The organism is Nocardia ninae NBRC 108245 (assembly GCF_007990755.1).
GTDB lineage: Bacteria > Actinomycetota > Actinomycetes > Mycobacteriales > Mycobacteriaceae > Nocardia > Nocardia ninae.
On record NZ_BJXA01000004.1, the window covers coordinates 57392 to 80878 of the forward strand.

25 protein-coding genes are annotated in these 23487 nt (G+C 65.3%); 11 read left to right on the top strand and 14 right to left on the bottom strand.

Annotation, left to right across the window (positions count from 1 at the left end; translation table 11 throughout):
* Window positions 1–104: 104 nt before the first annotated feature.
* The 5 genes from NN4_RS05385 to NN4_RS05405 all read left to right on the top strand — a co-directional run bounded on the left by NN4_RS05385 (window position 105) and on the right by NN4_RS05405 (window position 4199).
* On the top strand, window positions 105–920 hold the full coding sequence (locus tag NN4_RS05385) for a hypothetical protein (RefSeq protein ID WP_107654784.1): 816 nt from the start codon (window positions 105–107) through the stop codon (window positions 918–920).
* Window positions 921–1113: 193 nt separating this feature from the next.
* On the top strand, window positions 1114–1704 hold the full coding sequence (locus tag NN4_RS05390) for a DUF3558 domain-containing protein (protein WP_186818276.1): 591 nt from the start codon (window positions 1114–1116) through the stop codon (window positions 1702–1704).
* 13 nt (window positions 1705–1717) lie between these two features.
* Window positions 1718–2107, top strand: coding sequence for a hypothetical protein (locus NN4_RS05395; protein ID WP_147128844.1), 390 nt, complete (start codon window positions 1718–1720; stop codon window positions 2105–2107).
* The gene (locus tag NN4_RS05400; protein WP_147128845.1) at window positions 2104–3417 is read left to right on the top strand and encodes a hypothetical protein; all 1314 of its coding nucleotides are present in this window, start codon (window positions 2104–2106) and stop codon (window positions 3415–3417) included. Before NN4_RS05395 ends, NN4_RS05400 begins: the two co-directional genes overlap by 4 nt.
* A gap of 2 nt (window positions 3418–3419) precedes the next feature.
* Window positions 3420–4199 (top strand): ESX secretion-associated protein EspG, encoded by a 780-nt coding sequence (locus NN4_RS05405; protein WP_147128846.1) that lies wholly within the window; start codon window positions 3420–3422, stop codon window positions 4197–4199.
* 5 nt (window positions 4200–4204) lie between these two features.
* Here NN4_RS05405 and NN4_RS05410 read toward each other — a convergent pair whose 3' ends face one another.
* Complete coding sequence (locus NN4_RS05410; protein WP_147128847.1) at window positions 4205–4651, bottom strand: DUF4254 domain-containing protein; 447 nt, start codon at window positions 4649–4651, stop codon at window positions 4205–4207.
* A 254-nt stretch (window positions 4652–4905) separates the two neighbouring features.
* Between NN4_RS05410 and NN4_RS05415 the strand changes: the two genes are divergently transcribed.
* Both NN4_RS05415 and NN4_RS05420 read left to right on the top strand, forming a co-directional pair.
* Window positions 4906–5790 (top strand): helix-turn-helix domain-containing protein, encoded by an 885-nt coding sequence (locus tag NN4_RS05415; RefSeq protein ID WP_147128848.1) that lies wholly within the window; start codon window positions 4906–4908, stop codon window positions 5788–5790.
* A complete protein-coding gene (locus tag NN4_RS05420) occupies window positions 5787–5999 on the top strand; it encodes a DUF397 domain-containing protein (protein WP_147128849.1) in 213 nt (70 codons plus the stop codon). The genes NN4_RS05415 and NN4_RS05420 overlap by 4 nt, the downstream gene beginning before the upstream one ends.
* 63 nt (window positions 6000–6062) lie before the next feature.
* Here NN4_RS05420 and NN4_RS05425 read toward each other — a convergent pair whose 3' ends face one another.
* The 5 genes from NN4_RS05425 to NN4_RS05445 all read right to left on the bottom strand — a co-directional run bounded on the left by NN4_RS05425 (window position 6063) and on the right by NN4_RS05445 (window position 9955).
* A complete protein-coding gene (locus tag NN4_RS05425) occupies window positions 6063–6965 on the bottom strand; it encodes an ADP-ribosylglycohydrolase family protein (RefSeq protein ID WP_147128850.1) in 903 nt (300 codons plus the stop codon).
* Window positions 6966–7297: 332 nt separating this feature from the next.
* Window positions 7298–7990, bottom strand: coding sequence for a PAS and ANTAR domain-containing protein (locus NN4_RS05430; protein ID WP_186818277.1), 693 nt, complete (start codon window positions 7988–7990; stop codon window positions 7298–7300).
* A gap of 94 nt (window positions 7991–8084) precedes the next feature.
* Complete coding sequence (locus NN4_RS05435; protein ID WP_147128852.1) at window positions 8085–8753, bottom strand: DNA alkylation repair protein; 669 nt, start codon at window positions 8751–8753, stop codon at window positions 8085–8087.
* A 38-nt stretch (window positions 8754–8791) separates the two neighbouring features.
* On the bottom strand, window positions 8792–9367 hold the full coding sequence (locus NN4_RS05440) for a DinB family protein (protein WP_147128853.1): 576 nt from the start codon (window positions 9365–9367) through the stop codon (window positions 8792–8794).
* Between the two features lie 63 nt (window positions 9368–9430).
* The gene (locus NN4_RS05445) at window positions 9431–9955 is read right to left on the bottom strand and encodes a hypothetical protein (RefSeq protein WP_147128854.1); all 525 of its coding nucleotides are present in this window, start codon (window positions 9953–9955) and stop codon (window positions 9431–9433) included.
* A gap of 179 nt (window positions 9956–10134) precedes the next feature.
* On the opposite strand from NN4_RS05445, the gene NN4_RS05450 reads away from it, so the two are divergent.
* Window positions 10135–11835 carry an alpha/beta fold hydrolase gene (locus NN4_RS05450; RefSeq protein WP_186818278.1) on the top strand — a complete coding sequence of 567 codons (1701 nt, stop codon included), beginning with the start codon at window positions 10135–10137 and terminating at the stop codon, window positions 11833–11835.
* Between the two features lie 282 nt (window positions 11836–12117).
* Here NN4_RS05450 and NN4_RS05455 read toward each other — a convergent pair whose 3' ends face one another.
* Window positions 12118–12735 (bottom strand): LysE family translocator, encoded by a 618-nt coding sequence (locus NN4_RS05455; RefSeq protein ID WP_147128856.1) that lies wholly within the window; start codon window positions 12733–12735, stop codon window positions 12118–12120.
* A 110-nt stretch (window positions 12736–12845) separates the two neighbouring features.
* On the opposite strand from NN4_RS05455, the gene NN4_RS05460 reads away from it, so the two are divergent.
* The gene (locus tag NN4_RS05460) at window positions 12846–13298 is read left to right on the top strand and encodes an Lrp/AsnC family transcriptional regulator (protein WP_147128857.1); all 453 of its coding nucleotides are present in this window, start codon (window positions 12846–12848) and stop codon (window positions 13296–13298) included.
* Between the two features lie 77 nt (window positions 13299–13375).
* Here NN4_RS05460 and NN4_RS05465 read toward each other — a convergent pair whose 3' ends face one another.
* From NN4_RS05465 to NN4_RS05495, 7 genes are all read right to left on the bottom strand, one after another.
* Window positions 13376–13654, bottom strand: a complete 279-nt coding sequence (locus NN4_RS05465; RefSeq protein ID WP_147128858.1) for a ribosomal protein bL12 — start codon at window positions 13652–13654, stop codon at window positions 13376–13378.
* A 36-nt stretch (window positions 13655–13690) separates the two neighbouring features.
* Window positions 13691–14017: an STAS domain-containing protein gene (locus tag NN4_RS05470; RefSeq protein ID WP_246180722.1), complete on the bottom strand. Its 327-nt coding sequence runs from the start codon at window positions 14015–14017 to the stop codon at window positions 13691–13693.
* A 363-nt stretch (window positions 14018–14380) separates the two neighbouring features.
* Window positions 14381–15661, bottom strand: a complete 1281-nt coding sequence (clpX, locus tag NN4_RS05475) for an ATP-dependent Clp protease ATP-binding subunit ClpX (RefSeq protein WP_107654767.1) — start codon at window positions 15659–15661, stop codon at window positions 14381–14383.
* A 448-nt stretch (window positions 15662–16109) separates the two neighbouring features.
* Window positions 16110–16781, bottom strand: a complete 672-nt coding sequence (locus NN4_RS05480; protein WP_107654766.1) for an ATP-dependent Clp protease proteolytic subunit — start codon at window positions 16779–16781, stop codon at window positions 16110–16112.
* A 68-nt stretch (window positions 16782–16849) separates the two neighbouring features.
* The gene (locus tag NN4_RS05485; RefSeq protein ID WP_107654765.1) at window positions 16850–17437 is read right to left on the bottom strand and encodes an ATP-dependent Clp protease proteolytic subunit; all 588 of its coding nucleotides are present in this window, start codon (window positions 17435–17437) and stop codon (window positions 16850–16852) included.
* 180 nt (window positions 17438–17617) lie between these two features.
* Window positions 17618–19018 (bottom strand): trigger factor, encoded by a 1401-nt coding sequence (gene tig / locus NN4_RS05490; protein ID WP_147128859.1) that lies wholly within the window; start codon window positions 19016–19018, stop codon window positions 17618–17620.
* A gap of 170 nt (window positions 19019–19188) precedes the next feature.
* Window positions 19189–19764 (bottom strand): FKBP-type peptidyl-prolyl cis-trans isomerase, encoded by a 576-nt coding sequence (locus tag NN4_RS05495; protein WP_147128860.1) that lies wholly within the window; start codon window positions 19762–19764, stop codon window positions 19189–19191.
* A gap of 111 nt (window positions 19765–19875) precedes the next feature.
* Here NN4_RS05495 and NN4_RS05500 point away from each other — a divergent pair, with 111 nt between their 5' ends.
* Both NN4_RS05500 and NN4_RS05505 read left to right on the top strand, forming a co-directional pair.
* Window positions 19876–22335 (top strand): phosphoketolase family protein, encoded by a 2460-nt coding sequence (locus NN4_RS05500; RefSeq protein ID WP_222594990.1) that lies wholly within the window; start codon window positions 19876–19878, stop codon window positions 22333–22335.
* A gap of 182 nt (window positions 22336–22517) precedes the next feature.
* Window positions 22518–23417 (top strand): glycosyltransferase family 2 protein, encoded by a 900-nt coding sequence (locus NN4_RS05505; protein ID WP_186818279.1) that lies wholly within the window; start codon window positions 22518–22520, stop codon window positions 23415–23417.
* Window positions 23418–23487: the final 70 nt, after the last annotated feature.

The window sequence follows — 23487 nt, forward strand, 5'->3', positions numbered from 1 at the left end:
TCCGCTACCCTCGCAGCGAGCTACTACCCAGCTCCCGGTGATCGGGCAGCCCGGCATCTCCCGATTTGTCGAGTTCCGTTCCGCCCATCCACTTTTGGAGCCGCATGCCCGAGGAACACCCCTTCGACGATGTCGCGCAGTTGGCCAGGCGGGTCGAGCGGGCCCGCGGCCGGCTGGCCTACCAGTTCGATCCCGCGCTCACCGAGGCCCTGGCCGAGGACGAGCTGGAGGCCGAGCGTGAACTGGCCGAACGCATCCGCACCCAGGACCGCGGGCAGCGCTGGAAGTACGCCGAAGCCGTCTCCGCCGCCGCCGACCGCGCCAGGCAGACCAAAGAAGCGATCGAAAAGGCCGACATCCGCGACCTGCTGATGGCCCGCAAAGCCATTGCCGCCCAGCGCCGCGAATCCAGCCCGCACGCCCAGCTCGCCTCGCTCTACCGGCATCGCGCCTGGTCGCTGCGCGCCCTCGCGGGCGTGGTGATCGCGGGCATGCTGTGGTCGGCCGTCAACGTGCAGCACAACATCGCGCCCGACGGCATCACCGACCCGCTGTACTGGTTCAGCTACCTGGTCGAGGCGATGATCAGCGTCTGCCTGGTCATCATCATGATCGGCACCACCAAACTCTCCGAATGGGGCGTGCTGAACAGCCGCCGCCAAGTCGTCTCCGCCGAAATCGTGCTGCTCGCACTGACTGTCGGGTTGAACACCTACCCGCACGTCAAGGACGCACGGTGGTTCGACGCCGGCGTGCACGCGGTCGCACCGATGATGATCGGTGTCGCGCTGCTGACACACAATGCGGCGAGTGCGCGGTACAGCCAAGCGATCACCCGGGCCACCGAGCACATCCGCGAGAATCCTGATCGGCCGCGGCCGATGCACGACAGCACGCTGCTCGGCGCTACGCGCGGGTAATCGTCAGGTAGACGGCGGTAGGGGGACCGCCGTGCCTGGTCGCTGTTATGAGGTACTGCCCCGGGTCGCCGAATCGGCACATGTTGTTGCGGGTCATGCGGGGTCGGCGGTACGGTTTGCGCAGGTAACGGGGGTGGGCACCGGGATACATCCACCTCGGATGGATTTCAGGCACCGGCGGTTAGGGGAACGGATGACCAGCAGGGGGAACAGACTGCGGGGGATCGCGCTGGTTGTGGGTGTCGGGTTGGTGTTGGCGGGGTGTGAGAAGTCGACGGATGGGGTGCCTACTAGTAGTGGGCAGAGTTCGGTGAGTTCCACTGCGAAGCCGTCGGGTTCCACAGATGCGGATGCTGCGATCTGGGATCCGTGTACCGCGTTGCCGGATGACGCGCTGCAGGCGAGCGGACTCAGCTTGGACACTCGGACCAAGGACGTCGCAGGTGTAGATCCAACTGGCTGGAAAGCTTGTAGTTGGCGATCTTCGGCCCGCTGGTACACCCTTGCTGTCCTCTCTGGTGATGTGCCTTTGGAACAGTTTCAGCAACGTCCCGACTACGAGGCGTTTACGCCAGTGACCGTCGGAAACCGCAAAGGGGTGCGTTTCCTGAAGGTCGGGGACGACAAGCGCCTGACTTGTAGCGTCGCTGTCGAGATACCGCAGGGCAGCAAGGCCGGCACCGTGAGTTTCCTCGTCAATACACGACTTTCGGTAGGCAAACTCGGCGAGCCGTGCGATGAGGCTCAGCGGCACGCCAATGATTTCGCAAAGTTCTTGCCTTGAGGAGGGGTTGACCATGGCTTCCGATGGAGCGCAGGAGTGGCAGAAGCTGCTAGAGCTTGCCAATGCGGGGGAACTTTCGCTCGACCCTGAAGTTGGCAAGAATCTCGACGCGCAATGCCAGACCTATCTCGACGGACTTGATGACCTCCGCGACATGAGGCTAGAAGTCGACCACGTCACTGGATTCGGTGCTATGCCGTCAGGCCCGGTCCTCGAGCAAAAGTTCTCGTTGAAAGCGGCCGGTGGCGGGACGTCCATCGAAGGATCACTCCAAACGCACATGGAGGAAGTCCAACTGATGCGCCAGGTCTTTGCCAAGGCCATCGCGAACTACCATGCCGTCGACGAAGCCACGGGCCAAAAGATCGCTGCAATCGACGTCCCTGGGGAGGGCGGCTCATGAGTCAGGACGACTACCGGGCCCGCATTATCGCGGCTCAACAGCAGTGGAACGACGAACGTACAGCCATCTACTCGCACCGCGGCAAACTCGCTCAGGATCTCGAGCAGGGCTACGATCCGCCGTCGATCACAAACCCTGGCGAGGACCTGTTCGCGATCGAGACTGGCACGCTGCAGGATCTCGTCAGCAAGGTCGAGGCGATGAAACCCGGGCAGGCGTGGGAAGCCTCGCGGATGTGGCAGAACATCAGCGCGTCATTCCGCGAGAAGTCGAATGCATTCGGTGACTCCATCAAGGCCACCGTCGCCAACGGCTGGCGAGGACAGGCTGCGAACCAGGCTGTGGAGTCCGTCGGCCGGTACGTCGACCAGTCCCGTCAGCTCACCCTCGCAACCGAACTCATCTCGGTGAAACTCAACGAGCTCTACACCGGTCTCCATCAAACGCAAGCGCTGATGCCTTGCGCCAGCGACAGCAGTCCCGACCTCCGCGGCAAGACACTGCCCAGCGAAGGCGTGCTGAAGGTCGACGACCACAACCAAACCGAGGCAACCGCGGAGGCGCGGCGAGTGCTGCGCACGGTGTACTGGCAGGTTGCGAACCAGACCGACAATGGTGTGCCGGTGGTGCCGAACTCGCCGACGCTGGTGAACAATCCGGATCAATCGGTGTCTCCCCCGTCGACTTCCTCCGGTCCGACGACGTCCTCTGCCACGGGCGATCCGTCGAAGCAGGAAAATCCGACGTCGGCCGAGAACCAGGCAGCGGATCCGAAGCAGGATCCGAACTCGTCCACCCAGCCCGCCGGCCAGAACTCACAGACCAATCCGGCCGGCACGACTACACCGCAATCCACCACGCAGGCAACCAATCCCACGTCGCCTTCGAATACCACTCCGGCCGGCACGCCGAACCCGAATACTCCGAGCACCACAACGACTCCGGGAACTCCAGTACCCAGCCGCAGCACCTCGCCCGGTAGCCCGGCAACTACGCGTTCGCCGGGCAGCCCCGGCAGCCCTGGAAGTCCCGGCACCCCAAGCACTCCCGGCACGCCCGCCCCTGGTCGCAGCGTCCCTGGCAGTCCCCAGCAGCCCGGGACCGTGGCCCCAGCAGCCGCCCGCACCGGGACAAGCACCGGCGCCGCCGGACGTCCCGGAATGAGCGGTATGCCGATGGCCGGTGCCGCCGGTAAGCAGGATGACGAGGAGAACACCCATCAGACCAAGGATTACTTGATCCGAGATTGGTCCGAAGAACTCCTCGGCGAACCGACCAAAGCTGTTCCCCCGGTGATCGGGGAAAACTGAGCGTGCGCAGTTGGAGATTCACCGGCCAGGAATTCGACATCCTCTGGTCGGCTTACGATCGCGATCGTCTGCCCTACCCGCTGGCCTTCCGCCCCACTACCGCAGTCGACTGGGACGACCTTGTGCGGCAACGAGAGTCGGCGGTCGAGGCGCTACTCGGCCAGTATTCGGAGAATCTGGAACTCGCCTTGTCGACGTTGCTGGAGCCCGAAGCACGCGTCGAATCCAAGGGTTTCGGCGGTTCCGGCCTCACCGCGGTGTTCCGATTCCACGGTGCGGTCCGAAACGGTTCCGGCGCCACTCTTGTTCAGCTGCCCGGCCCAGCCGAAGACACCGGCGGTGACGTGATCATGGGCTTGTGTGCACCGAGCGAGGTGGCCGCGGCGGCGGTGTCGGCATTGCCGAAGGCCCAGGCAGGCAAGCAACCTGCGGTCAGTTTTCGCAGGGACGAGATCGCCGCGGACCGTCAGCGCTACTCCCGTCGCGCGAACGAGGTGAGCATCAACGATCAGCTCAACCGGATGTTCAAGCGTGATCGTACCGCCGTCGGCGAGATCACCGTATTCCCCGGACCCGCAATGGATTCCAGACCGACAATCGACGGCCGCGGTTTCCTCTGGACCGACTACGCAGACGACGGTCGCTACTACATCAAATCCGGCGACCCGATTGTCGCCACTCCCATGAGCCCTACCTCGATGACCAACGAAATAGCCCGCCTCCTCGACCTGACCCGCCGCTATTACCGCATGGAAAACGAGCAGACCAAAGCCACGTGGTGAACGGGCTACGGTCCGCCAGGCAGGCGTCTGCGGCCAGCGCACACCTCAGCGGCCAAATCGTCGTAACCGACCGCTAATTCGGCTAGTTGCTCCCAAGCGTCGCCCAGCTCCCACTGCGATGCACTCGCCAAGGCTGCAAAGGCGCAGGCGGTGAATTGGGCAAGGCGGTCGATCACGGCTCCGACAGTCTCGGTATGGATGTATGCGGCACCGTGCGAGGGCGGTAGTTGCAGGGTGACCCAGCGATCGATGTCGCGCACCAATCTGGCGCGCCGCACGTCGATTTGATCGATATGCCTGCGGTCGGCAATGGTTTCCCGGGCGGCATACAACCGTTGTTCGTGTAGGTCCGATAGCTCGCGCGCCAAGCGCAGTAACGGGTGGTCCACCGCTTGATCACCCCGGCAAGCTTGTAGCAGTTGATGTTTCGGCGGCAACGGATCGGTCGGCATCGGGGGTTCCTTGTGGCACAGGAGCGCAGCGCGGTGAGGGTGCGCCCGGCCAACAACGAAACTGTTAGGTTTGAGGTGGACTCCCTAACCGCATCGACCGGGCGCACATCAACAAAACACCTGCCAGGGTGGCGATGTGTGCGGCTTCGGGCGGCCCGAATGAACTCCCCCGAATCCCCAGCAAACCTCCCGCGGCAGTTGCCATGATCTACCCGATGCGGGTCGAACGGCCCGCCCGAAGTGGGGAGGACTTCATGCCGGAAACCGGATCTACCCTGCCGCGAAGGCAACTCGGTCGATATCTGACGGAGTGGCGCAGTCGCGCGGGAATGAGCCAGCAGAAAGCCGCTGAGCTACTGGAGATGGGATCGAGCAGCCTGCAACGGCTGGAACGCGGACAGAACAGTCGGATCAAAGTCCGCGACATCCAGGCGGCGTGCGATCTGTACGGGGTGCCGAACGAACTGGCGGACGCGCTGACCGGGCTAGCCCGGCAGGCCAGCGTCAAAAGTTGGTGGCACGCGTACGGCGACCTCATTCCGAAAGACTTCGATGTGTATGTCGGACTGGAATCAGCGGCCGTCAAGTTGTGCTCACATCAGCCCGAATTGGTGCCTGGCCTCTTCCAAACAGCTGACTACGTTCGCGCCTTGTTTCGTCTCGTTCGCCCAGACGCCGTTCGGGCCGAAGAAGACCGATGGGTCGAGCTGAAGATGCAGCGGCAGAACATCGTCACCCGCAAAAACCGCCCCACCACCGTCGACGTGGTCATCGGCGAAGCAGTTGCACGCCGCATGAACGGCGGCCCGAACGTCATGGCCGCACAACTCCGGAGATTGGCCGACGTCAGCACGAGACCCAACGTCACGGTGCGTGTTCTCCCGTTCCGAGCGGGGTTCCCCGCCGGAATGTCGTTGGGACCATTCGTCATCCTGGACTTCGGCAAGACCGCAACCGGCGAGCCCACGGAGCCACCGGTCGTCTTCATCGAAGGCAGCTCTGTCGGCAACCTTTACCTCGAGGAGCCTGAAGACGTAGAACGCTACGATCGATCGTACGAGATCATTCGGCGGGCAGCGTTGGACGCTGAACACAGCAGGAATCTGCTCCGGCAGATAGCAAGGGAGTATCTAGCGTGAGTGCCGACCTTACTAGTACTCGCTGGTTCAAGAGCAGCCGCAGCGAGGCACAAGGCGAATGCGTAGAAGTCGCCTTCCTCGCCGACGGCATGGTCGGTGTCCGAGACTCCAAGAACCCCAACGGTTCCGCCCTGACCTTCACCCTCGGCGAGTGGAACGCTTTTACCACCGGAGTCGTCGATGGGGAGTTCGATCACCCTCAGCTCTGAACGCGTCCAGTGACCAGCCCTCGGATCGCTCAGTGAAATCTCCGAGGGCGCTTCACATTTGCGTCACTCTGCCACCCAAGTAGGCAGCGGCTCACGCGCCGCCAACCACTCCTCCGGCACCCCGCGCATCTCCCCTCGCCGCCCCACCCCCGTGTGTGCCGCCACAATCCCCCCAACGATCGCGGCCGTAGTGTCCACATCCCCACCAGCCGCCACACACGCGGTGACAGCCCCCGGATAGTCACCGAGAAAGCTAGCGGCCACCCACAACGTGAACGGCACCGTGTCCTGCGCACTGACCTCCGCACCATTCCCGAGCTCATACGCCGCTTCGGCCACCGACCGCCCCAACAGCTTCCGCGCGCGCCGCACACCATCCGCCGTCCGCCCGTCTACCAGATACGGCTCGACCGCCTCCAGCAATTCGTCTGGCGCACAACCTTTCCCACGAGTCACCGCAGCATGACCGGCCGCGACCGCAACCACCATCGCCCCCACGATCGCCTCCGGATGCCGATGCGTCACCTCCGCGGACAACGCCGCCTCCCCCGCCGCACGATCCAGATCTTCAGCGAAGTACACCCCGAGCGGAGCCACCCGCATCGCAGCCCCATTCCCCCAGGACCCGCGTCCACCGAAACCGGCCCCAGCCGCTTCCCGCCACGGCCGCCCATCCCGAATCTCATGCAGCACAACAACTGTGCCCCCACCGTAGCCCCGATACGGCTCACACCGATCAGCAAACACCGCTGCGAGCGCATCCTGATCAACCCGCCCAAGGCGACAGATTTCCGAGTACACCGAACAGGCCATCTCGGTATCGTCGGTCCATTCCCACGGCCCCGCCGGCGGTCGCCCGGCAATCAATTCACTGACAGACCGACCGGGCACAAAGAACTGCGCACCCAGCGCATCACCAACGGACAAACCCTCCAGGCTGTCCCGAACACAATCGAAATCCGGCATGCTGCCGCAATAGTGCCAACCCCGAACCCCCAACCGCAACTGTCGCGCGCGCCGGTACGTGCACCTCCGACGCGGCGTTCACCGCGACCCACAGGATGACGAGGGCGCACCTGTGCGCCCGCACGCATAGGGTTGTGCGCCAGCGCTGCCGCTACCGCACGATCGTTGGTCAGTTGATCACGAGGAAATCATGGTGGCATCGGCCGAGAGGCAACACCACCAGTTCCTCGTGATCGCTTGTCCAACAGAGCTTTTCGGGTGGTAGCGGGACTGACGCATCGCGGTAGGCGTTAGACGGAGGGCGCAGGCAAGCGGGAGGGCTGCCGGCCCGGCTATTCGGGATCGGTTGGCGGGTCGGGTTGTTCGTGCACGGTCAGGAGCAGGTGGTCGAACTGGGCACGCACCTTGACCGGTGCTCCATTGAACCCGTTGATGACGGCGATGAGTTTGGTGGCCAGGGTGCGGAGTTTGGTGTTGGTTTCCTGGGAGCGCCACTGCAGGACGCGGAAGGCTTGCTCGGCGTTGATGCCGTAGACGAACATCAGCACGCCCTTGGCCTGCTCGATCACCGCACGTGCTTCGACAACCTCGGGCAGACTGGTGTCGAGAGCTTCGCGGTGGTTCTGGTCGAGGCGGTCGGTCAGGTCGATGTAGTAGCCGATGGACCCGACGGTGGCGCCGGTGTCGTCGTGCAGGCGGTCGCCGACGACGAGGACGTGATGCATGGTCCCGGCGGTGTCGATGATGCGGTGCCGCGAGCAGAACGGGTCGCCGTGACGGACCGCGACGGCGAGGGTTTCCGCGACGGTGTCGCGGTCGTCTGGGTGTTTGTGTGCGAGCAGCAGTTCGGTGGTCGGGGTGACGGTGCCGGGTTCGTAGCCGTGGAGTTGGGCGACCTGGTCGGACCATTCCCAGCGTTGGTCGGCGAACCAGAATCGGAAGCTACCGATCAGGTACGGGCTGCTTGCGGCAATCTGCTCCAGACTCGGCTGGCCGTTGGTAGTAGATGCAACAGTCTCGGTCACTCGAAGATTATTACCCTTCACCAGCGGTGATGCCGAAATTTCGGCTCGATCGCCAGCGGGCCGGGTGCAGGACAGTTGTCGTCGCTGCGGCTCGCTACTTCTCCTGCCTGCGCACCATTTCCGTGATCCAGGTCGGCGCGAACGGGGACGTGCAGTTCGGTGGAGTCGGGTAGTCCTTCAACACCTGAAGGCGTTCGCCGATGTCGAGGGCGCGGGCCCGATACTCGGCGTGCTCGATGCCGATCTGCGCGAGGCAGTGGTTCATCGCCCACTGCAAGCGATCCGGGGCATCCTTCATCTCCGCATCGATGACGTCGAGCAGCCCAGCGAGGTCGATACCATCGGGTTGCTTGGCGACACGTTCGGTGGTGAGCGCCCAGCCCGCGCTCGCGACCACGGGCTCAGGGTCGGCGAGCCAGGCCAGGCGCAGTTCTTCGGCGTGTGGGTTCTTCTTCACGACGTAGTTCACAAGCCAGTCGTGCACCTTGGGTGTGCGCGCCTGGCGCACCATAGTGTCCAGCTCGGCGCGGTCGAAGGCTTTCGGGCGGCAGATCAAGGTCGCCAGTAGTTTTGCGGCCGTGTCGTCGGTCGCCCAGAGCTCGCGCGCCAGATCCTGCTGCGTTTTCAGCTGCTTCGCGAGCGCGCGCAGCTTGCTGAGATTCACACCGTGGTCGTCACCGTGCTTCTCGTTCACCGCGCGTGCTCGCGGATCCTCGAGCGCGGACAGCTCGGCCAGCACCTCGGCTACCGTCGTTTCGGCCACCGCCGCCTCCTGTCCGTCGCGTGGGAGGTTCAGCGTAGTTATCCGGTGGCGGTTTTGGTGTGCAGGTAGAGGTCGCGTAGCAAGCAGACCTCGGACAGGTGATGGATCAGTTCGCGGTGGACGTGCAGCACCAGAGCGGCCATGGGCAGCTCCGGGTAAGGCTCCTTCTCGCCGACCGGGACGCGGAGCCCGTCCGCACCGAGGCTGTGCACTCCGGTCAACCAGGTGTCGAGCTGGGTTTCGAGTTGGTCGAGCGCGGTGGCCGCGGTGCCCGCGTAGTCCCAGCTCTCGTAGGACGCCGCCGGTGCGCCGAAGTGTGCCGCGTTACGTGCGGCGAGCACGCCGACGATGACGTGACCGAGCCGCCAGGCGATCGCGGTGAACGGTGCGGGGGTCGGCTCGGGGAAGGCGTAGTCGATCGTGAAATCTCCGGCACCGGCCTGCACGGGCGCCGTCGAGGTGCCGCGCGGTCGCACGCTCCACGCGTTCGGGACCGGTGACCAGAAATACTCGTCATCGGTGAGGCCTTCGAGCCGGGCGCGGATCTGATGGTTCCAGTGGAACTCCCACTGCTCGCGCAGCGTCTGGTTCCAGTCGAGTTCGTCTGCGTTCATGCCGCCATCCTGACAGCGCTAGCGGACAGGATCGGTCCGCTGTCTTCGGTGTCGACTGCGCGTCTACTGGCTCAGGGATCGGGGGCTGTACCGCCACGCCCTGCCGGGACTGATGTCCGCCGGTTTCCCCACGCCCAGCGATTTGCGGACCTCGCCGATGAACCGGTCTCGGCACTCCTGCTGGTGTCGGCGCGCGACGTGCCACGTTTCGTCCGGTGGCACCGGGCCGTTGAACGCCACGGTCATCGCATCGACATCGGCAAAATGCAGTTGCTCGGCGGCGGCAACGACCTCGCGGGGTGCGATCAGACGCAGTCTGGTGAGGCTCGTCATCGCGCGCCTGCAGGCGGCGTCCGAACTCTCCTTCTGCTCGACCAGTCCGGCGTGGTCGTCCGCCGCACGTAGTTCCAGCGTCCGCGGGGAGCGCGTGGCGAAGCTCGCCTCGACGTACTCCACGTAGGCCTCCACCAGGGAGTCCCGCAGCCAGCGGCGATGTTCACGTCGACCGGTGACGTACAGCGTTCCGAACGACAGGATCGCCGCCAAGGTGGCGGCAATCGCACTGAGGATGGACGGAAGCTGTTCCATGAGGACCCTGCTGTCGGTCGAAACCGTTGCACTACAGCGTAATGCGAGCGTCGGGTTCTCGGAATTGCCAGTCGAGGCGACGATCACATGCCGGCCGAACTCGTGGGACCATCGGACGCGAGCCAGGCCGATCTCTGATTAGACTGGCGCCCGGCCCATTTGGGGCGGAGGGGGATACTATGCGCCGAACACGGCGACCTGTCATCATGCTGCCACTGCTGGCGGTTGTCCTGTCGCTCGCGGCCGGGCACACCTCGGCGGACAGCGGCTCATACAATCTCGAATTCCAACCGGCACCGGCACGATTTGCCGAATACCCCACTGGCGCACCACAGATCCCTGCGGCGATTGCCAATCAGCGCTTGGACTGGAAGCCGTGCACCGAGGCCGGGTTGATCGCCGCAGCGAACGGCAATCCGGAGGCCGGTGTTCGCGCTCCCCTGCTCGTCGGGCTCGATTGCGCGACGGTCCGCACCCCACTGGATTGGACGCAACCCGACGCCGGTCCGGTCGCGACCTTCGAGATCTCACGACTACCCGCCCGACAGCCAGCAGGCCGACCGCGTCAGTTGCTGACCAGCCCGGGCGGTCCGGGGGCCGGTTCGTTGATCAACCCGGCCGAGTGGGCGGCCGCGATTCCCGAACTGCTGGACACCTACGACCTGCTGGGCTTCGATCCGCGCGGCACCCGCCTGTCCAGCACCGACCAGGTCTGCGACGCAAACGTTTCGGGCGATCCCCTTTTGCTCGGCACCGGCCGCAACGACCGCACCGACATGCTGAACTTCTCGACCGAATCGGTGCGACTCCAACTGGGGCAGGCCCGCGATTGGGTGCGCTCATGTGTCGATCGCACCCCGGCCGGTACCTCCGGAACCATCACGTACTGGCAGACCGTCCGGGATCTGGACCTGGTACGCGAACTCTTGGGCACGCCGACCTGGAGCTACCTCGGCGTTTCCCAGGGCACCCTGCTCGGAGCCGAACTGGCCCGAACCTTCCCCGACCGCCTCGACCGCGTGGTCCTCGACTCGGTAGTCGACCCGACCGTGTCCAGCGCGGCAGCCTACGCCGAACGAGTCCTGCGCCAGCAGAACGTGATCGAGCAGCGGTTCGCACCGTGGCTAGCCGCACGCGGCACAGTATTCGGCGACAGCGCCGACGCAGTTCTCACGGCGCTGCGAAAGCTGCGCGGCGACCTCACCGCACACCCGATCCCGCTGCCGCTCGATCGAACCTTCAGCGGCAACGACCTCAACACCCTCTTTTTCGGCGTCGACAACAGCCCCTATGAGGCGCTGGAACGCAAACTCCTGACCTTGCGCACCGGCGTCGACAATCCCACGCCTGCCGCACAGCTCAACGCCGCCACGGCATTTCGGGTCCCGCGACTACTGGAGGAGCTCGCCCAGGACGTCTTGGCCGCCGGTTCACGCGTCGGCTGGTGGACCGCTCGCAACTGCAATATCGACGCATGGAGCCACGACCTCGACCACATCGTCGACACCGCACGACAACTCGCCGCTCGCGCGCCGTTGACCTACCTCGGGATGAACTTCACCGCCGCGTGCGCGTTCTGGCCCGAATCCCATACGGGCACAAGTCCGCTGGGCTACGACAAGATCGACTCCGCAGTGCTGATCGCCAATGAGAGGGACCCGGTGACGCCGATCTCGGGTGCCCACGCCGTCCGCGCGCTGATCCCCACCGCACGGCTGATCACGGTGGTCGGCACGCCCGGTCACCTCGTGCTGCCGCAACGACCCAAGGGATTTCCCGCCGCGATCCCCGGCACCAGTTCGTGCGCCCGCACCATCGCGGTGGACTATCTCGTCCACGGGCGAATCCCCGCGCTCGACACACCGTGCCAGCCGGGCTGACCGGGACATGAAACTGCCCCAAGGTTGCCGTCGAAGCCAACCTCGGGGCAGGGATCGCACGAACCGCGGATGCCTGCAGGTGTTGTCACCCGCGACCCTTTACCTACCGGAGGAAACCCGGAGCGCCCGCAACGCCGCCGACACAGTCGGAACCCGCGATATCCGCGGCAGCGAGGGACACCGAAAGAAACCCCACAACCAGTACATCGCCCCTCCCCCACAATCCGTTAACAAAATCTATCGGTGACTTTCCGCCGCCCCGCTGAACCCACTCGGCGCAGCTCACAGCAGGCGTTCCAGCAGGAGGAGGGTGCCGATGATGATCATGGCTATGCCGGAGATGCGCGTGACGAGGCGGGCTGCGGTGGGGCGGGCGCGGAGGACGGTGCGGGCGAGGGTGCCGACGCAGAGGTAGATGGCGGCGCAGCTGAGGGTGTGGATGAGGCCGAGGGTGCCGATTTGGGCGGCTAGCGGCCAGGAGCCGGTGCGGTCGGTGAACTGTGGGAGCAGGGCGAGGAAGAGGAGGATGGCTTTGGGGTTGAGGCCGCTGATGCCGATGCCGCGCAGTACGCTGGCGCCCCAGGGGGCGGGGTTCGTCTGCTCCGGGAGGGCGGCGGGAGTGCCGGCGGTGGCGAGGGTCGTTCCGCCGAGCCACATCAGGTAGAGGCCGCCGAAGACGGTAAGGGCGGTCAGCACCACGGGATTGCGGTCGACGACCGCGGCGACACCGGCCGCGACGACCGCGGTCAGTGCGACGTAACCGAGGAGCAGTCCCCCGACTGCGGGCAGCACCGAGCGTTCACGCAGACCTGCGGCGATCGCGTAGGCCCAGTCCGCGCCGGGCACGAGGATCAGCAGGACCGAGACGGTCCAGAACGCGGCGATGTACCCGACTGCCATGCGGAGCTGCTCCCTTCGATTGAATACCCGCAGGAAGAATAGGCGGGATCGACCGGGAGATGATTCCAAGTTTTCGCAGCTGAGCGGCTGTGTGTGGAAGGATCTTCTGCATGGATCGCGTGGACCGGAAGATTCTTGCCGAACTCCAGCAGAACGGGCGTTTGACGATCACCGAACTCGCCGCCCGGGTACGGCTGAGCCTGTCGCCGTGTCACCGTCGGCTGCGGGAGTTGGAACGAACGGGTGTGATCCGTGGTTACCGCGCACTGGTCGACGCGGCGGCCGTCGGGTTGACGTTCGAGGCGCTGGTTTTCGTCACCATGCGCCAGGAGGATCGCACGACGGTGGCCGCGTTCGAACAGGCCGTCGCGGAGATACCGCCTGTGTTGCAGGCGCAACGACTGTTCGGGGATCCGGATTTTCTGCTGCGCATCGTCGCGGCGGATCTGCCTGCGTTCCAACAGCTTTACGACGAGAAGCTGGCCACACTGCCCGGTGTACAGCATTTGACGTCGACACTGGTGATGAAACATGTGGTGCACGAGCGGCCGGTGCCGCTGTAGCGAGTATCACCGCGGCGGCCGTCGCCTGCGCGTCAGCTCAGTTCACTTGCGCGGCAGCTGAGTTAGCCTCCGCGCAGTCAGTACGGATAGCGCTGCTCGACAGCGTCCTTGGCTTCCTTGAGGCCACAGCCGGTCAGCTCTCGATACCGCTTGATCGCATGAATCTTCTTGCCATCAGCCAGAAGTGCGTCGATCTCAGCGAAGCTGAAGGATGCGGGTCGAGCATGAGTGGGCGCGACCCGCACTGGTTCGGCGGGCATGGGCGGCAGCCCCTGGATCCCCAGATGCTGGAGGATCAGGTCCGTTTTGAAGTGCAGCGCATCAATCTTCCGCTCGAGGCGGCGGCGGGCAAACATGATCGAATCGTAGTGACCGCCGCCGTGTCTCGATAGCTAGGCGGCGCCGAGCAGCGCTTCGGCGAGGTTGGCCGCGGTGTCGAAAGCGACGAAATCGCCGGCGACCGCCAGCAGTCGGTCAACGCAGCGCGGGCCGGTGACCAGGCGAACCCGGCGGTCGGTGTGCTCAGCCCAGGTACGCGCCTCGATCAGCACATGCAGGCCGACGATGCCGAAGAACGTCACCTGGGATAGATCGACGACCACCAGCGGTGCGGCCGTATTCAGCGAGCCGATCAGTTGGGACCGGAACTGGTCCGCAGTATAGAAATCCACTTCACCTGCGACGGCGCACAGCGTGACGGTATCGCTCGGCGCGGTCACGGAAACATGCAGTCGAGCTTCCGGTTCGGTACGACTCGGCAACACTGCTCGACTCGGTGCCACACCTCGACTCGCCATAGGGTCGGGTCTCGACGTGGTGGTTGCGGGGCTTGCAGGAGTAGCAAGAGTTGACGACATGCGGATCTCGGTCCTGTCGCGCACGGCAATTGACGTCTGTTGCCGGCAATGCGTTGCGTCCCGGGCTGACAATGAGCACCAGAACTAGGCTGTTCGCTCAACCCTGAACGTCGGTTACCCATTCCACACCCGATCTACACCTCATCGGTGCAGATTTATTTCCTGCTGGAACGAAAGAAGCCACCGCGCACTGCGCGATGGCTTCTCTCAGCTCTATCGAGCGGACTACGCCGACTTCTCCCGGCGTTCGGCCCGCTGCGCCTTGCGCGGCACGATGGTCGGCAGCACGTTCTCGGTGACGGTGTCGGAGTCGACGACCACCTTGGCGACGTCGTCGCGACTGGGGATGTCGTACATCACCGGCAGCAGGACTTCCTCCATGATGGCGCGCAGGCCACGAGCACCCGTGCCGCGCAGGATCGCCTGGTCGGCGATCGCCTCGAGGGCGTCGGTGGTGAACTCGAGGTCGACCCCGTCCATCTCGAACAGCCGGACGTACTGCTTGACCAGCGCGTTCTTCGGTTCGGAGAGGATCTTGACCAGCGATTCCTTGTCCAGGTTGGTCACCGAGGCGACGACCGGCAGCCGGCCGATGAACTCGGGGATCAGGCCGAACTTGATCAGATCCTCCGGCATCACCTCGGCGAAGTGATCGGCGGTGTCGATCTCGGACTTGGACCGGACCTCGGAGCCGAACCCGATGCCGCGATGGCCGGTGCGCTCGGAGACGATCCGCTCCAGACCCGCGAACGCGCCCGCCACTATGAACAGCACGTTGGTGGTGTCGATCTGGATGAACTCCTGGTGCGGGTGCTTGCGCCCACCCTGCGGCGGCACGCTCGCCTGGGTGCCCTCCAGGATCTTCAGCAGCGCCTGCTGCACGCCCTCGCCGGAGACATCGCGGGTGATCGACGGGTTCTCGCTCTTGCGGGCGATCTTGTCGACCTCGTCGATGTAGATGATGCCGGTCTCGGCGCGCTTCACGTCGTAATCCGCAGCCTGGATCAGCTTGAGCAGGATGTTCTCGACATCCTCGCCGACATACCCGGCCTCCGTCAGCGCTGTCGCGTCGGCGATGGCGAACGGGACGTTGAGCATCTTGGCCAGCGTCTGCGCGAGGTAGGTCTTGCCGCAGCCGGTGGGGCCGAGCATGAGGATGTTCGACTTGGTCAGCTCGACGACCTCGCCGCGGCTGTCGCGGCCCTTGTCGCCGGCCTGGATGCGCTTGTAATGGTTGTAGACGGCCACCGCGAGAGTGCGCTTGGCGGTGTCCTGCCCGATCACGTAGTTCTCCAGGAAGTCCCGGATCTCCGCGGGCTTGGGCAACTCATCGAGCTTGACCTCGCTGGACTCGGCGAGCTCCTCCTCGATGATCTCGTTGCATAGATCGATGCACTCGTCGCAGATGTACACCCCTGGTCCCGCAATGAGCTTCTTGACCTGCTTCTGGCTCTTTCCGCAGAACGAGCACTTGAGCAGATCGCCGCCATCTCCGATGCGCGCCATCTCGTGGGTCCCTACTTCCTTGTCCGCGTGCAACCGTCCGTCCAGGTTGCCAGCTATCTGCCGCCTTGCTTGTCCGCGCCACCGGCTGTGATCGCAAACGCATCGACCGATTCCGGTGGGTGAGGCAGTGCTGTCAACCGGGAGCAAAGGTCCCTAGGTTGACCGTACCTGGTGTGTGCGACGGAGGTCGACAACTCGAGCATGTTTCTCCGCCGGGTTGTGCGAGTTCTCACGACACCGGAGCACGTTACGTCCGTTCAGCAGCCATTTTGTGCGTCAGCCGCTTGTTTCATCGGGGCTGCGGACCCGAGTGTTTCCGGGCCTGCCGTGTCACTGGAGCAGTCCGGCCGGGTAGCACGCCACTTGGCGCACTTCCCGGCCGGAAATCCCTGGGGTACAGCAATTTACGAGCGAATCGCCGCCGGGGTCGGCGATTCGCACGACGCGATCACTTCTTCTGCGCGCTGAGCTTGCGGTAATCGAACACCTGGTCGATGATCCCGTATTCCTTGGCGTCTTCGGCCGTGAGGATCTTGTCGCGGTCGGTGTCCTTGCGGATCTGATCCGCGTCCTTACCGGTGTGGCGAGCCAGCGTGGTCTCCATCAGGCGACGCATGCGCTCGATCTCGGCGGCCTGGATCTCCAGATCCGACACCTGACCCTGGATGCCACCCTCGAGCGACGGCTGGTGGATCAGCACGCGGGCGTTGGGCAGGCAGGCGCGCTTGCCGGGGGTACCGGCGGCGAGCAGCACGGCGGCGGCCGAGGCGGCCTGGCCGAGGCAGACGGTCGCGACATCGGCACGCACGTACTGCATGGTGTCGTAGATGGCCATCAGCGAGGTGAACGAGCCACCGGGCGAGTTGATGTACATGGTGATGTCACGGTCGGGGTCGAGCGACTCCAGCACGAGCAGCTGCGCCATGACATCGTTCGCCGAGGCGTCGTCCACCTGCACGCCGAGGAAGATGATGCGCTCCTCGAACAGCTTGTTGTACGGGTTGGATTCCTTGACGCCGAAGCTCGAGTGCTCGATGAACGACGGCAGGATGTAGCGCGACTGGACGCCCTGCGGTGCCATACCGCCGAGGCCTGCGCGTGGGTCAAACTGGTTGGCCATCTTCGTCTCCAAAGTCTGTGTGGGAAAGCGGCTGATGCGCTGAACGGACGAAAGAGTCCGGATGGCGCCTAGTTGCCTGCGCCGTTGGCCTGGTTCGCATGGCCGATCACGTGATCGATGAAGCCGTACTCGAGCGCCTGCTTGGCGGTGAACCAGCGGTCGCGGTCGGCGTCGATGGTGACCTGTTCCACGGACTTGCCCGTGTGCAGCGCCTGCAGCTCGTTGAGCTCGCGCTTGGTGTGCGCGAACTGCTCGGCCATGATCGCGATGTCGGCGGCGGAACCACCGATGCCCGCCGACGGCTGGTGCATCATGATCCGCGCGTGCGGCAGTGCGTGGCGCTTGCCCTTGGTGCCTGCGGTGAGCAGGAACTGCCCCATCGACGCGGCCAGGCCCATGCCGAAGGTGGCGATATCGCACTCGGCGAACTGCATGGTGTCGTAGATGGCCATACCGGCGGTCACCGAACCACCGGGCGAGTTGATGTAGAGCTTGATGTCCTTGGACGCATCCTCCGCCGAGAGCAGCAGGATCTGCGCGCAGATCTTGTTCGCGATGTCGTCGTCGACCTGGGTGCCGAGGAAGATGATGCGCTCGCGAAGCAGTCGCTCGTACACCGAATCGCTGAGGTTGAGACCAGCAGTCGGGGATGTCATGACGACCCCTGCCTGATTGACTGTCACGGATACCTGCCTTTTCTTACCGGCTCGTTGGCCGACGGCCATCTCTGGTTCGTTGTCACAAACATTAACGAAGCAGGGCGGCACCGAACTCCCGGTACCGCCCTTCTTCGCTTACAGCGCAACTTCGCTAGCGCTCAGCTGCGCTTTCTGCACTTATTCAGCCTTCGCCGCGGCGGTCTCGGTCGACTCGACCTCGGCCACGCCTTCGGCCTCGACCTCGGGGGCGGAATCCTCAGGGGCACCGAACATTTCGGCGGTGTCCACCACGTTGCCCGCGGAGTCGGTGACCTTGACCTTGCCGACAACACCCGCAAGGGCCTTGCCGCGCCGGACGTCGGCGAAGATCGCGCCGAGCTGGCCGGCCTGCTGCACCTGCTGGATGAACTGCTCCGGCGCCAGGCCGTAGCGCTGCGACTGGAACAGGATCCGCTCGGTGAGCTCTTCCTGGCCGACCTGGGTGTTCTCTGCCTCGGCGATGGCGTCCAGCAGCAGCTGGGTGCGCACCGACTTCTCGGCGGACTCCTTGGCGTCCTTGTCGAACTCTTCACGGCTGGAGCCCTGGGCCTCCAGTGCCTCGGCGAGCTTGGCCTCGTCGTGGTCGAAGCCGTGCACCGCGTCGTGGGTGACGGCGTCGATCTCGGCCTGCACGACCGCCTCGGGGAGCGGCACCTCGACCTGCTCGAGCAGGGTCTCCAGCACCTTGTCCCGGATCTCGCCGGCCTGCTGCACCTTCTTGCTGCGCTCGACCCGGTTGCGCAGGTCTTCCTTCAGCTCGTCGAGGGTGTCGAATTCGCTTGCCAGCTGGGCGAAGTCGTCGTCGGCCTCGGGCAGCTCGCGCTCCTTGACCGACTGCACGGTGACCTTGATGACGGCTTCCTTGCCCGCGTGCTCGCCGGCCACCAGGGTCGAGGTGAAGTCCTTGGACTCACCGGCGGTCAGGCCGATCAGCGCCTCGTCGAGGCCCTCGATGAGCTGGCCGGAGCCGACCTCGTGGGACAGGCCGGTGGTGGCCGCCTCGGGCACGTCCTCGCCGTCGACGGTCGCCGACAGGTCGATCGAGACGAAGTCGCCGTCCTGGACCGGGCGCTCGACACCGGTGAGGGTGCCGAAGCGCTGGCGCAGCGACTGCAGCTGCTCCTCGATGTCCTCGTCGCCGATGGTGAAGGCGTCGACGGTCACCGCGATGTTCTCGTACTCCGGCAGCGTGATCTCCGGGCGCACGTCGACCTCGGCGGTGAACGCGAGCTCCTCGCCGTCCTCGATCTTCGTGATCTCGATCTCGGGCTGGCCGATGACCTTCACGTCGGCGGCGGTGACGGCCTCGCTGTAGCGGCCGGGCAGCACGTCGTTGACGACCTGCTCCAGCACCGCGCCGCGGCCCAGACGCGCCTCGAGCAACTTGGCCGGCGCCTTGCCCGGACGGAAGCCGGGGATCTTGACCTGCTTGGCGAGTGCCTTGTACGCGCGGTCGAAGTCCGGCTTCAGTTCCTCGAAGGGCACCTCGACATTGATCCGGACCCGGGTCGGGCTCAGCTGCTCGACGGTGCTCTTCACGGACATGCTCCTTGTTCGTCGTCTGTTCTGGTTGAGACGCGATCCCCCGTTGTCCCGGACTTCTACCGGGACCCCGGCACCCACCGGGCTGGCGAGGGACGCGGCGTACGCATCCCGACCAGGTTAGTTGACCGGCCGGGGCGGGCTGCACTCGGCCGCTTTTCGGGCCGCTACTTCCCCACCGATACCGCGTCGGTGACGAAGACCAGCGTCTCGTTCGGCGCGATACCGCGACCGCCCGCGCCGTAGCCGAGGTCCGGCGGCACGATCAGCAGCCTGCGGGTGCCCTCCTGCACGCCGACCAGTCCCTCGTCCCAGCCCTGGATGACCTGGCCGCCGCCGAGGGTGAGCTGGAAGGGGGTGCCGCGGTCGAACGAGCTGTCCTTCTTCTGCTTGTTCGACCAGGTGACGAGCGCGTAGTTCATGGTGAGCGGCTGGCCGGAGGCGGCGCCGGGGCCGCTGCCCTGGATCAAATCCTTGGTGATCAGCGTCTTGGGCGGATCGCAGTTGTCCGGGATGGTGATCTTCGGTGCGGAACCGAAGTCGCCGCTCACGCCGATGTCCTCCGCGGTGCATTCCCGGCCCTTGCTCTGGGTCGGCGCAGCCGGTGCCGTCGGGGAGAGGCTCTTCGCGGGGGCGGTAGTGGAAGGAGTAGAGGACGCCTTGTCGTCCGACCCACAGGCGACCAGAGTGAACGCTGCCGCGGCCATGGTGCCGATCCCGATGATCCTGCCGAGTGTGTGCATGCGGCGGACCCTAGACCATCCTCGCGGCGAATGTCCGAGTCGCCCGGCGCGCGTCGGACTGCCGTTACGCTGACAAGTGGAATCTCCCCCTACGACGAGGAGAGTCGGCGCATGACCCACATGGCGAGCGCGGGTGGCGATACCTCGGCCGACAATGTCGGCAGCGCGGGCGGCGAGAGCGTCGCCCCGCAGCCCTATCGGCTGACGGATATCGCGGGCCCGCTGGACCGCGACGAACTGACCTCGATCGACGCGTGGTGGCGAGCCGCGAACTACCTCGCCGTCGGGCAGATCTATCTGATGGCCAATCCGCTGCTGCGGGAGCCGCTACAGGCCGAACACATCAAACCGCGACTGCTCGGGCACTTCGGCACCGTGCCCGGTTTGAATCTGGTGTGGGTGCATGCCAATCGGGCGATCCGGCAGCGCGGGCTGAACGCGGTCTTCGTGGCGGGACCCGGGCACGGCGGGCCTGGGCCGAACGCCTGCGGCTGGTTGGAGGGCACGTACTCCGAGCTGTACAGCCATATTCCGCAGGACGCCGCGGGCATGGGCGCGCTGTTCGCACAGTTCTCCTTTCCCGGCGGAGTGCCCAGCCATTGCGCGCCGGAGACGCCCGGCTCGTTCCACGAGGGTGGCGAACTCGGCTACTCCCTGCTGCATGCCTTCGGCGCGGCGCTGGACAACCCGGACCTGACGGTGTTCTGCGTGATCGGTGACGGCGAGGCGGAGACCGGGCCGCTGGCCGGCAGCTGGCACGCCAACAAGTTCCTCAACCCGGCGCGCGACGGTGCGGTGCTGCCGATCCTCGCGCTGAACCAGTACAAGATCGCCAATCCGACCATCCTGGCGCGCATTCCGGAGCAGGAGCTGGTTTCGCTGATGCGCGGGTACGGCTACGAGGCGATCGTCGTCTCGGGCAGCGACCCCACCGCGGTGCACCAGGCGATGGCCGTCGCGGTGGACACCTGCATGGAACGCATCGCGCAGATCCAGCGTGCCGCGCGCGGCGGCAGCGATGGTGCGCGCCCGGTGTGGCCGATGATCGTGTTGCGCACCCCGAAGGGCTGGACCTGTCCGCCCGTGGTGGACGGCGATCCGGTCGAGGGCACGTTCCGCGCACATCAGGTGCCGCTGCCAGGGGCGCGTTCGGACGCGGGCCATCGAGCGGTGCTGGAGCAGTGGCTGCGGTCCTATCGCCCGGAGGAGTTGTTCGACGAGCTGGGCAGGCCGGTATCGGAGCTGCTCGACCAGGTGCCCGAGGGCGACCAGCGGATGAGCGCCAATCCGATTGCCAACGGCGGCATGCTCGTTCGTGATCTGAACCTGCCGGATTGGCGCGATTTCGGGGTCGAAGTCGCCACGCCGGGTGGGTCTTCGCACGAGGCGACCAGGGTGCTCGGCGCGTGGTTGCGCGAGGTCACCCGGAACAACCCGGACAATTTCATCACCTTCGCCCCCGACGAGCTGGCCAGCAACCGGCTCCAGGACATCCTGGAGGTGACCGGCCGCAACTGGCAGGCCGAGATCGGTGAGTACGACGAGAAACTCGACCGCACCGGACGGGTGATCGAGGTGCTGTCCGAGCACATGTGCCAGGGGCTGCTGGAGGGCTATCTGCTCACCGGCAGGCACGGGGTGTTCACCTGCTACGAGGCGTTCATCCACATTGTCGACGCCATGTTCAACCAGCATGCCAAGTGGCTCGACGCCAGCGCGGGGGTGCCGTGGCGGCGGCCCATCGCGAGCCTCAATTATCTACTGTCCTCACATGTTTGGCGGCAGGACCACAACGGGTTCACCCATCAGGACCCCGGCTTCCTCGACGTGGTGCTCAACAAGAAGCCCTCGATCGTGCGGGTCTATCTGCCGCCGGACGCCAACACGCTGTTGTCCTCCTACGACCACTGCCTGCGGTCCCGGCACTACGTCAACGTGGTGGTGGCGGGCAAACAGCCGCAGGCGGATTGGCTTTCGGTGACCGACGCGGCCGAGCACTGTGCCCGCGGCATCGGGATCTGGGACTGGGCGGGGCACAACGACGACCTCGGCACCGTCCCGGATGTCGTGCTGGCCTGCGCCGGTGACGTGCCGACACTGGAAACCCTTGCGGCGGCGGCGATTCTGCGGGATCGGCTGCCCGCCCTGCGGGTGCGGGTGGTCAACGTGGTCGATCTGATGCGGCTGCAACCGCAGGACGAACACCCACATGGGTTGCCCGACAGCGAGTTCGACACGTTGTTCACCCATGACCGGCCGGTGATCTTCGCGTTCCACGGCTACCCGTGGCTGGTGCACCGGCTCACCTACCGGCGGGCCAACCACGACGGGCTGCACGTGCGCGGCTACAAGGAACGCGGCACCACCACCACACCGTTCGACATGGTGATGCTCAACGATCTGGATCGATATCACCTGGTGATGGACGTCATCGATCGGGTGCCGAGCCTCGGCGAGCGGGCCGCCGGGTTGCGTCAGGAAATGGTGGACGCACGCTGGGAGGCGCGGGCCTGGACCCGCGAGCACGGCGAGGACATTCCCGAGGTCGCCGACTGGAGTTGGCCGTACTGACCCCAGCCTCGACCGCTGCGGAGTACGAACACTTTCGTATACTTCGCTGTCCGGGGGCGCCTTCAAAAGTATTGTGGTGAAGGATAGTTCGCGAAACGAGTCCGACGATGCGGTCGGGGCGGGACCGTCCACGTACTCGTTCCGCTCGATTGTGTCCTCGTCGAGGCCAAGGGGGAGTACCGATGTCGGCGTCAGCTGTACCTGCACGTAAGCCCGAGCTCGTCTCGGTCATCATCCCGGTGTTCAACGGACTGCCGGAATTGGACGAACAACTCGACGGCCTGGCCGAACAGGATTACCAGGGGCCCTACGAAGTGGTGATCAGCGACAACGGCTCCAGCGACGGCCTGGCCGAGCACATCGACGGACATCCGCTGACCGCGCGATTGCGGTTGCGCTACGTGGCCAGCTCCGCCACACCAGGTCCGTCGTACGCCCGCAACAATGGGGCGGCGCTGGCCCGCGGTGACTTCCTCGCCTTCGTCGACCAGGACGATCGCGTGCATCCCGGTTGGCTCAGCGCGATGGTGCGGACCGCCGCCGATTACGACGCGGTGAGCGGCGCCGTGGAGGTGACGACGCTCAACACCCCGGAGGTGGCCCGCTGGCGACCGATGCCCGCGCCGGAGGACGGCTTCCCCACTCATTACCTGCCCTATGCGCACGGCAACAACGCCGGATACTGGCGCGCCGCCTTCGACAAGATCGGCGGATACGACGAGAGCCTCTTCGGCGGCGACGACGTGGACATCAGCTGGCGTCTACAGGAAGCTGGGTTGCGCCTGGGCCATTCGGCGGATGCTCTCGTCGCATACCGGCTACGCACGACCTACCGCGACACCTGGCGGCAAGCGCTCAACTACGGGCGCGGCGCCGTCGAGGTGTACGTCAAGCATCGGGCCGCCGGCTGTCCCCGATTGCCGTTTCAGGCGACATGGTTCTCGATTGTGCTTGTGGTGCTGCACAATCCGTTTATCCCGCTCACCAGAAACCGCTTCCCTCGCGGTCTGTGGACCCTGCACGCGGGTGTGCTCGCCGGGCGGATCCAAGCCGGCCTGCGCCACCGCACCTACTACGGATAAACGGGAGCGAACTTGTCTGGGGCCTGCTACGGCAATGAAACTTCCTTGCGCAGGTCCCGGCACTGGGCGA

Bases quoted from the DNA above. Each gene is read 5' to 3' on its own strand.
- NN4_RS05450 (WP_186818278.1), top strand. From the start codon at position 10,135: ATGCGCCGAACACGGCGACCTGTCATCATGCTGCCACTGCTGGCGGTT.
- NN4_RS05400 (WP_147128845.1), top strand. From the start codon at position 2,104: ATGAGTCAGGACGACTACCGGGCCCGCATTATCGCGGCTCAACAGCAG.
- NN4_RS05395 (WP_147128844.1), top strand. From the start codon at position 1,718: ATGGCTTCCGATGGAGCGCAGGAGTGGCAGAAGCTGCTAGAGCTTGCC.
- NN4_RS05465 (WP_147128858.1), bottom strand. From the start codon at position 13,654: ATGTTTGCCCGCCGCCGCCTCGAGCGGAAGATTGATGCGCTGCACTTC.
- NN4_RS05415 (WP_147128848.1), top strand. From the start codon at position 4,906: ATGCCGGAAACCGGATCTACCCTGCCGCGAAGGCAACTCGGTCGATAT.
- NN4_RS05425 (WP_147128850.1), bottom strand. From the start codon at position 6,965: ATGCCGGATTTCGATTGTGTTCGGGACAGCCTGGAGGGTTTGTCCGTT.
- clpX (WP_107654767.1), bottom strand. From the start codon at position 15,661: ATGGCGCGCATCGGAGATGGCGGCGATCTGCTCAAGTGCTCGTTCTGC.
- NN4_RS05440 (WP_147128853.1), bottom strand. From the start codon at position 9,367: ATGAACGCAGACGAACTCGACTGGAACCAGACGCTGCGCGAGCAGTGG.
- NN4_RS05485 (WP_107654765.1), bottom strand. From the start codon at position 17,437: ATGACATCCCCGACTGCTGGTCTCAACCTCAGCGATTCGGTGTACGAG.
- NN4_RS05385 (WP_107654784.1), top strand. From the start codon at position 105: ATGCCCGAGGAACACCCCTTCGACGATGTCGCGCAGTTGGCCAGGCGG.
- NN4_RS05445 (WP_147128854.1), bottom strand. From the start codon at position 9,955: ATGGAACAGCTTCCGTCCATCCTCAGTGCGATTGCCGCCACCTTGGCG.
- NN4_RS05460 (WP_147128857.1), top strand. From the start codon at position 12,846: ATGGATCGCGTGGACCGGAAGATTCTTGCCGAACTCCAGCAGAACGGG.
- NN4_RS05410 (WP_147128847.1), bottom strand. From the start codon at position 4,651: ATGCCGACCGATCCGTTGCCGCCGAAACATCAACTGCTACAAGCTTGC.
- NN4_RS05390 (WP_186818276.1), top strand. From the start codon at position 1,114: ATGACCAGCAGGGGGAACAGACTGCGGGGGATCGCGCTGGTTGTGGGT.
- NN4_RS05480 (WP_107654766.1), bottom strand. From the start codon at position 16,781: ATGGCCAACCAGTTTGACCCACGCGCAGGCCTCGGCGGTATGGCACCG.
- NN4_RS05455 (WP_147128856.1), bottom strand. From the start codon at position 12,735: ATGGCAGTCGGGTACATCGCCGCGTTCTGGACCGTCTCGGTCCTGCTG.
- NN4_RS05495 (WP_147128860.1), bottom strand. From the start codon at position 19,764: ATGCACACACTCGGCAGGATCATCGGGATCGGCACCATGGCCGCGGCA.
- NN4_RS05500 (WP_222594990.1), top strand. From the start codon at position 19,876: ATGACCCACATGGCGAGCGCGGGTGGCGATACCTCGGCCGACAATGTC.
- NN4_RS05505 (WP_186818279.1), top strand. From the start codon at position 22,518: ATGTCGGCGTCAGCTGTACCTGCACGTAAGCCCGAGCTCGTCTCGGTC.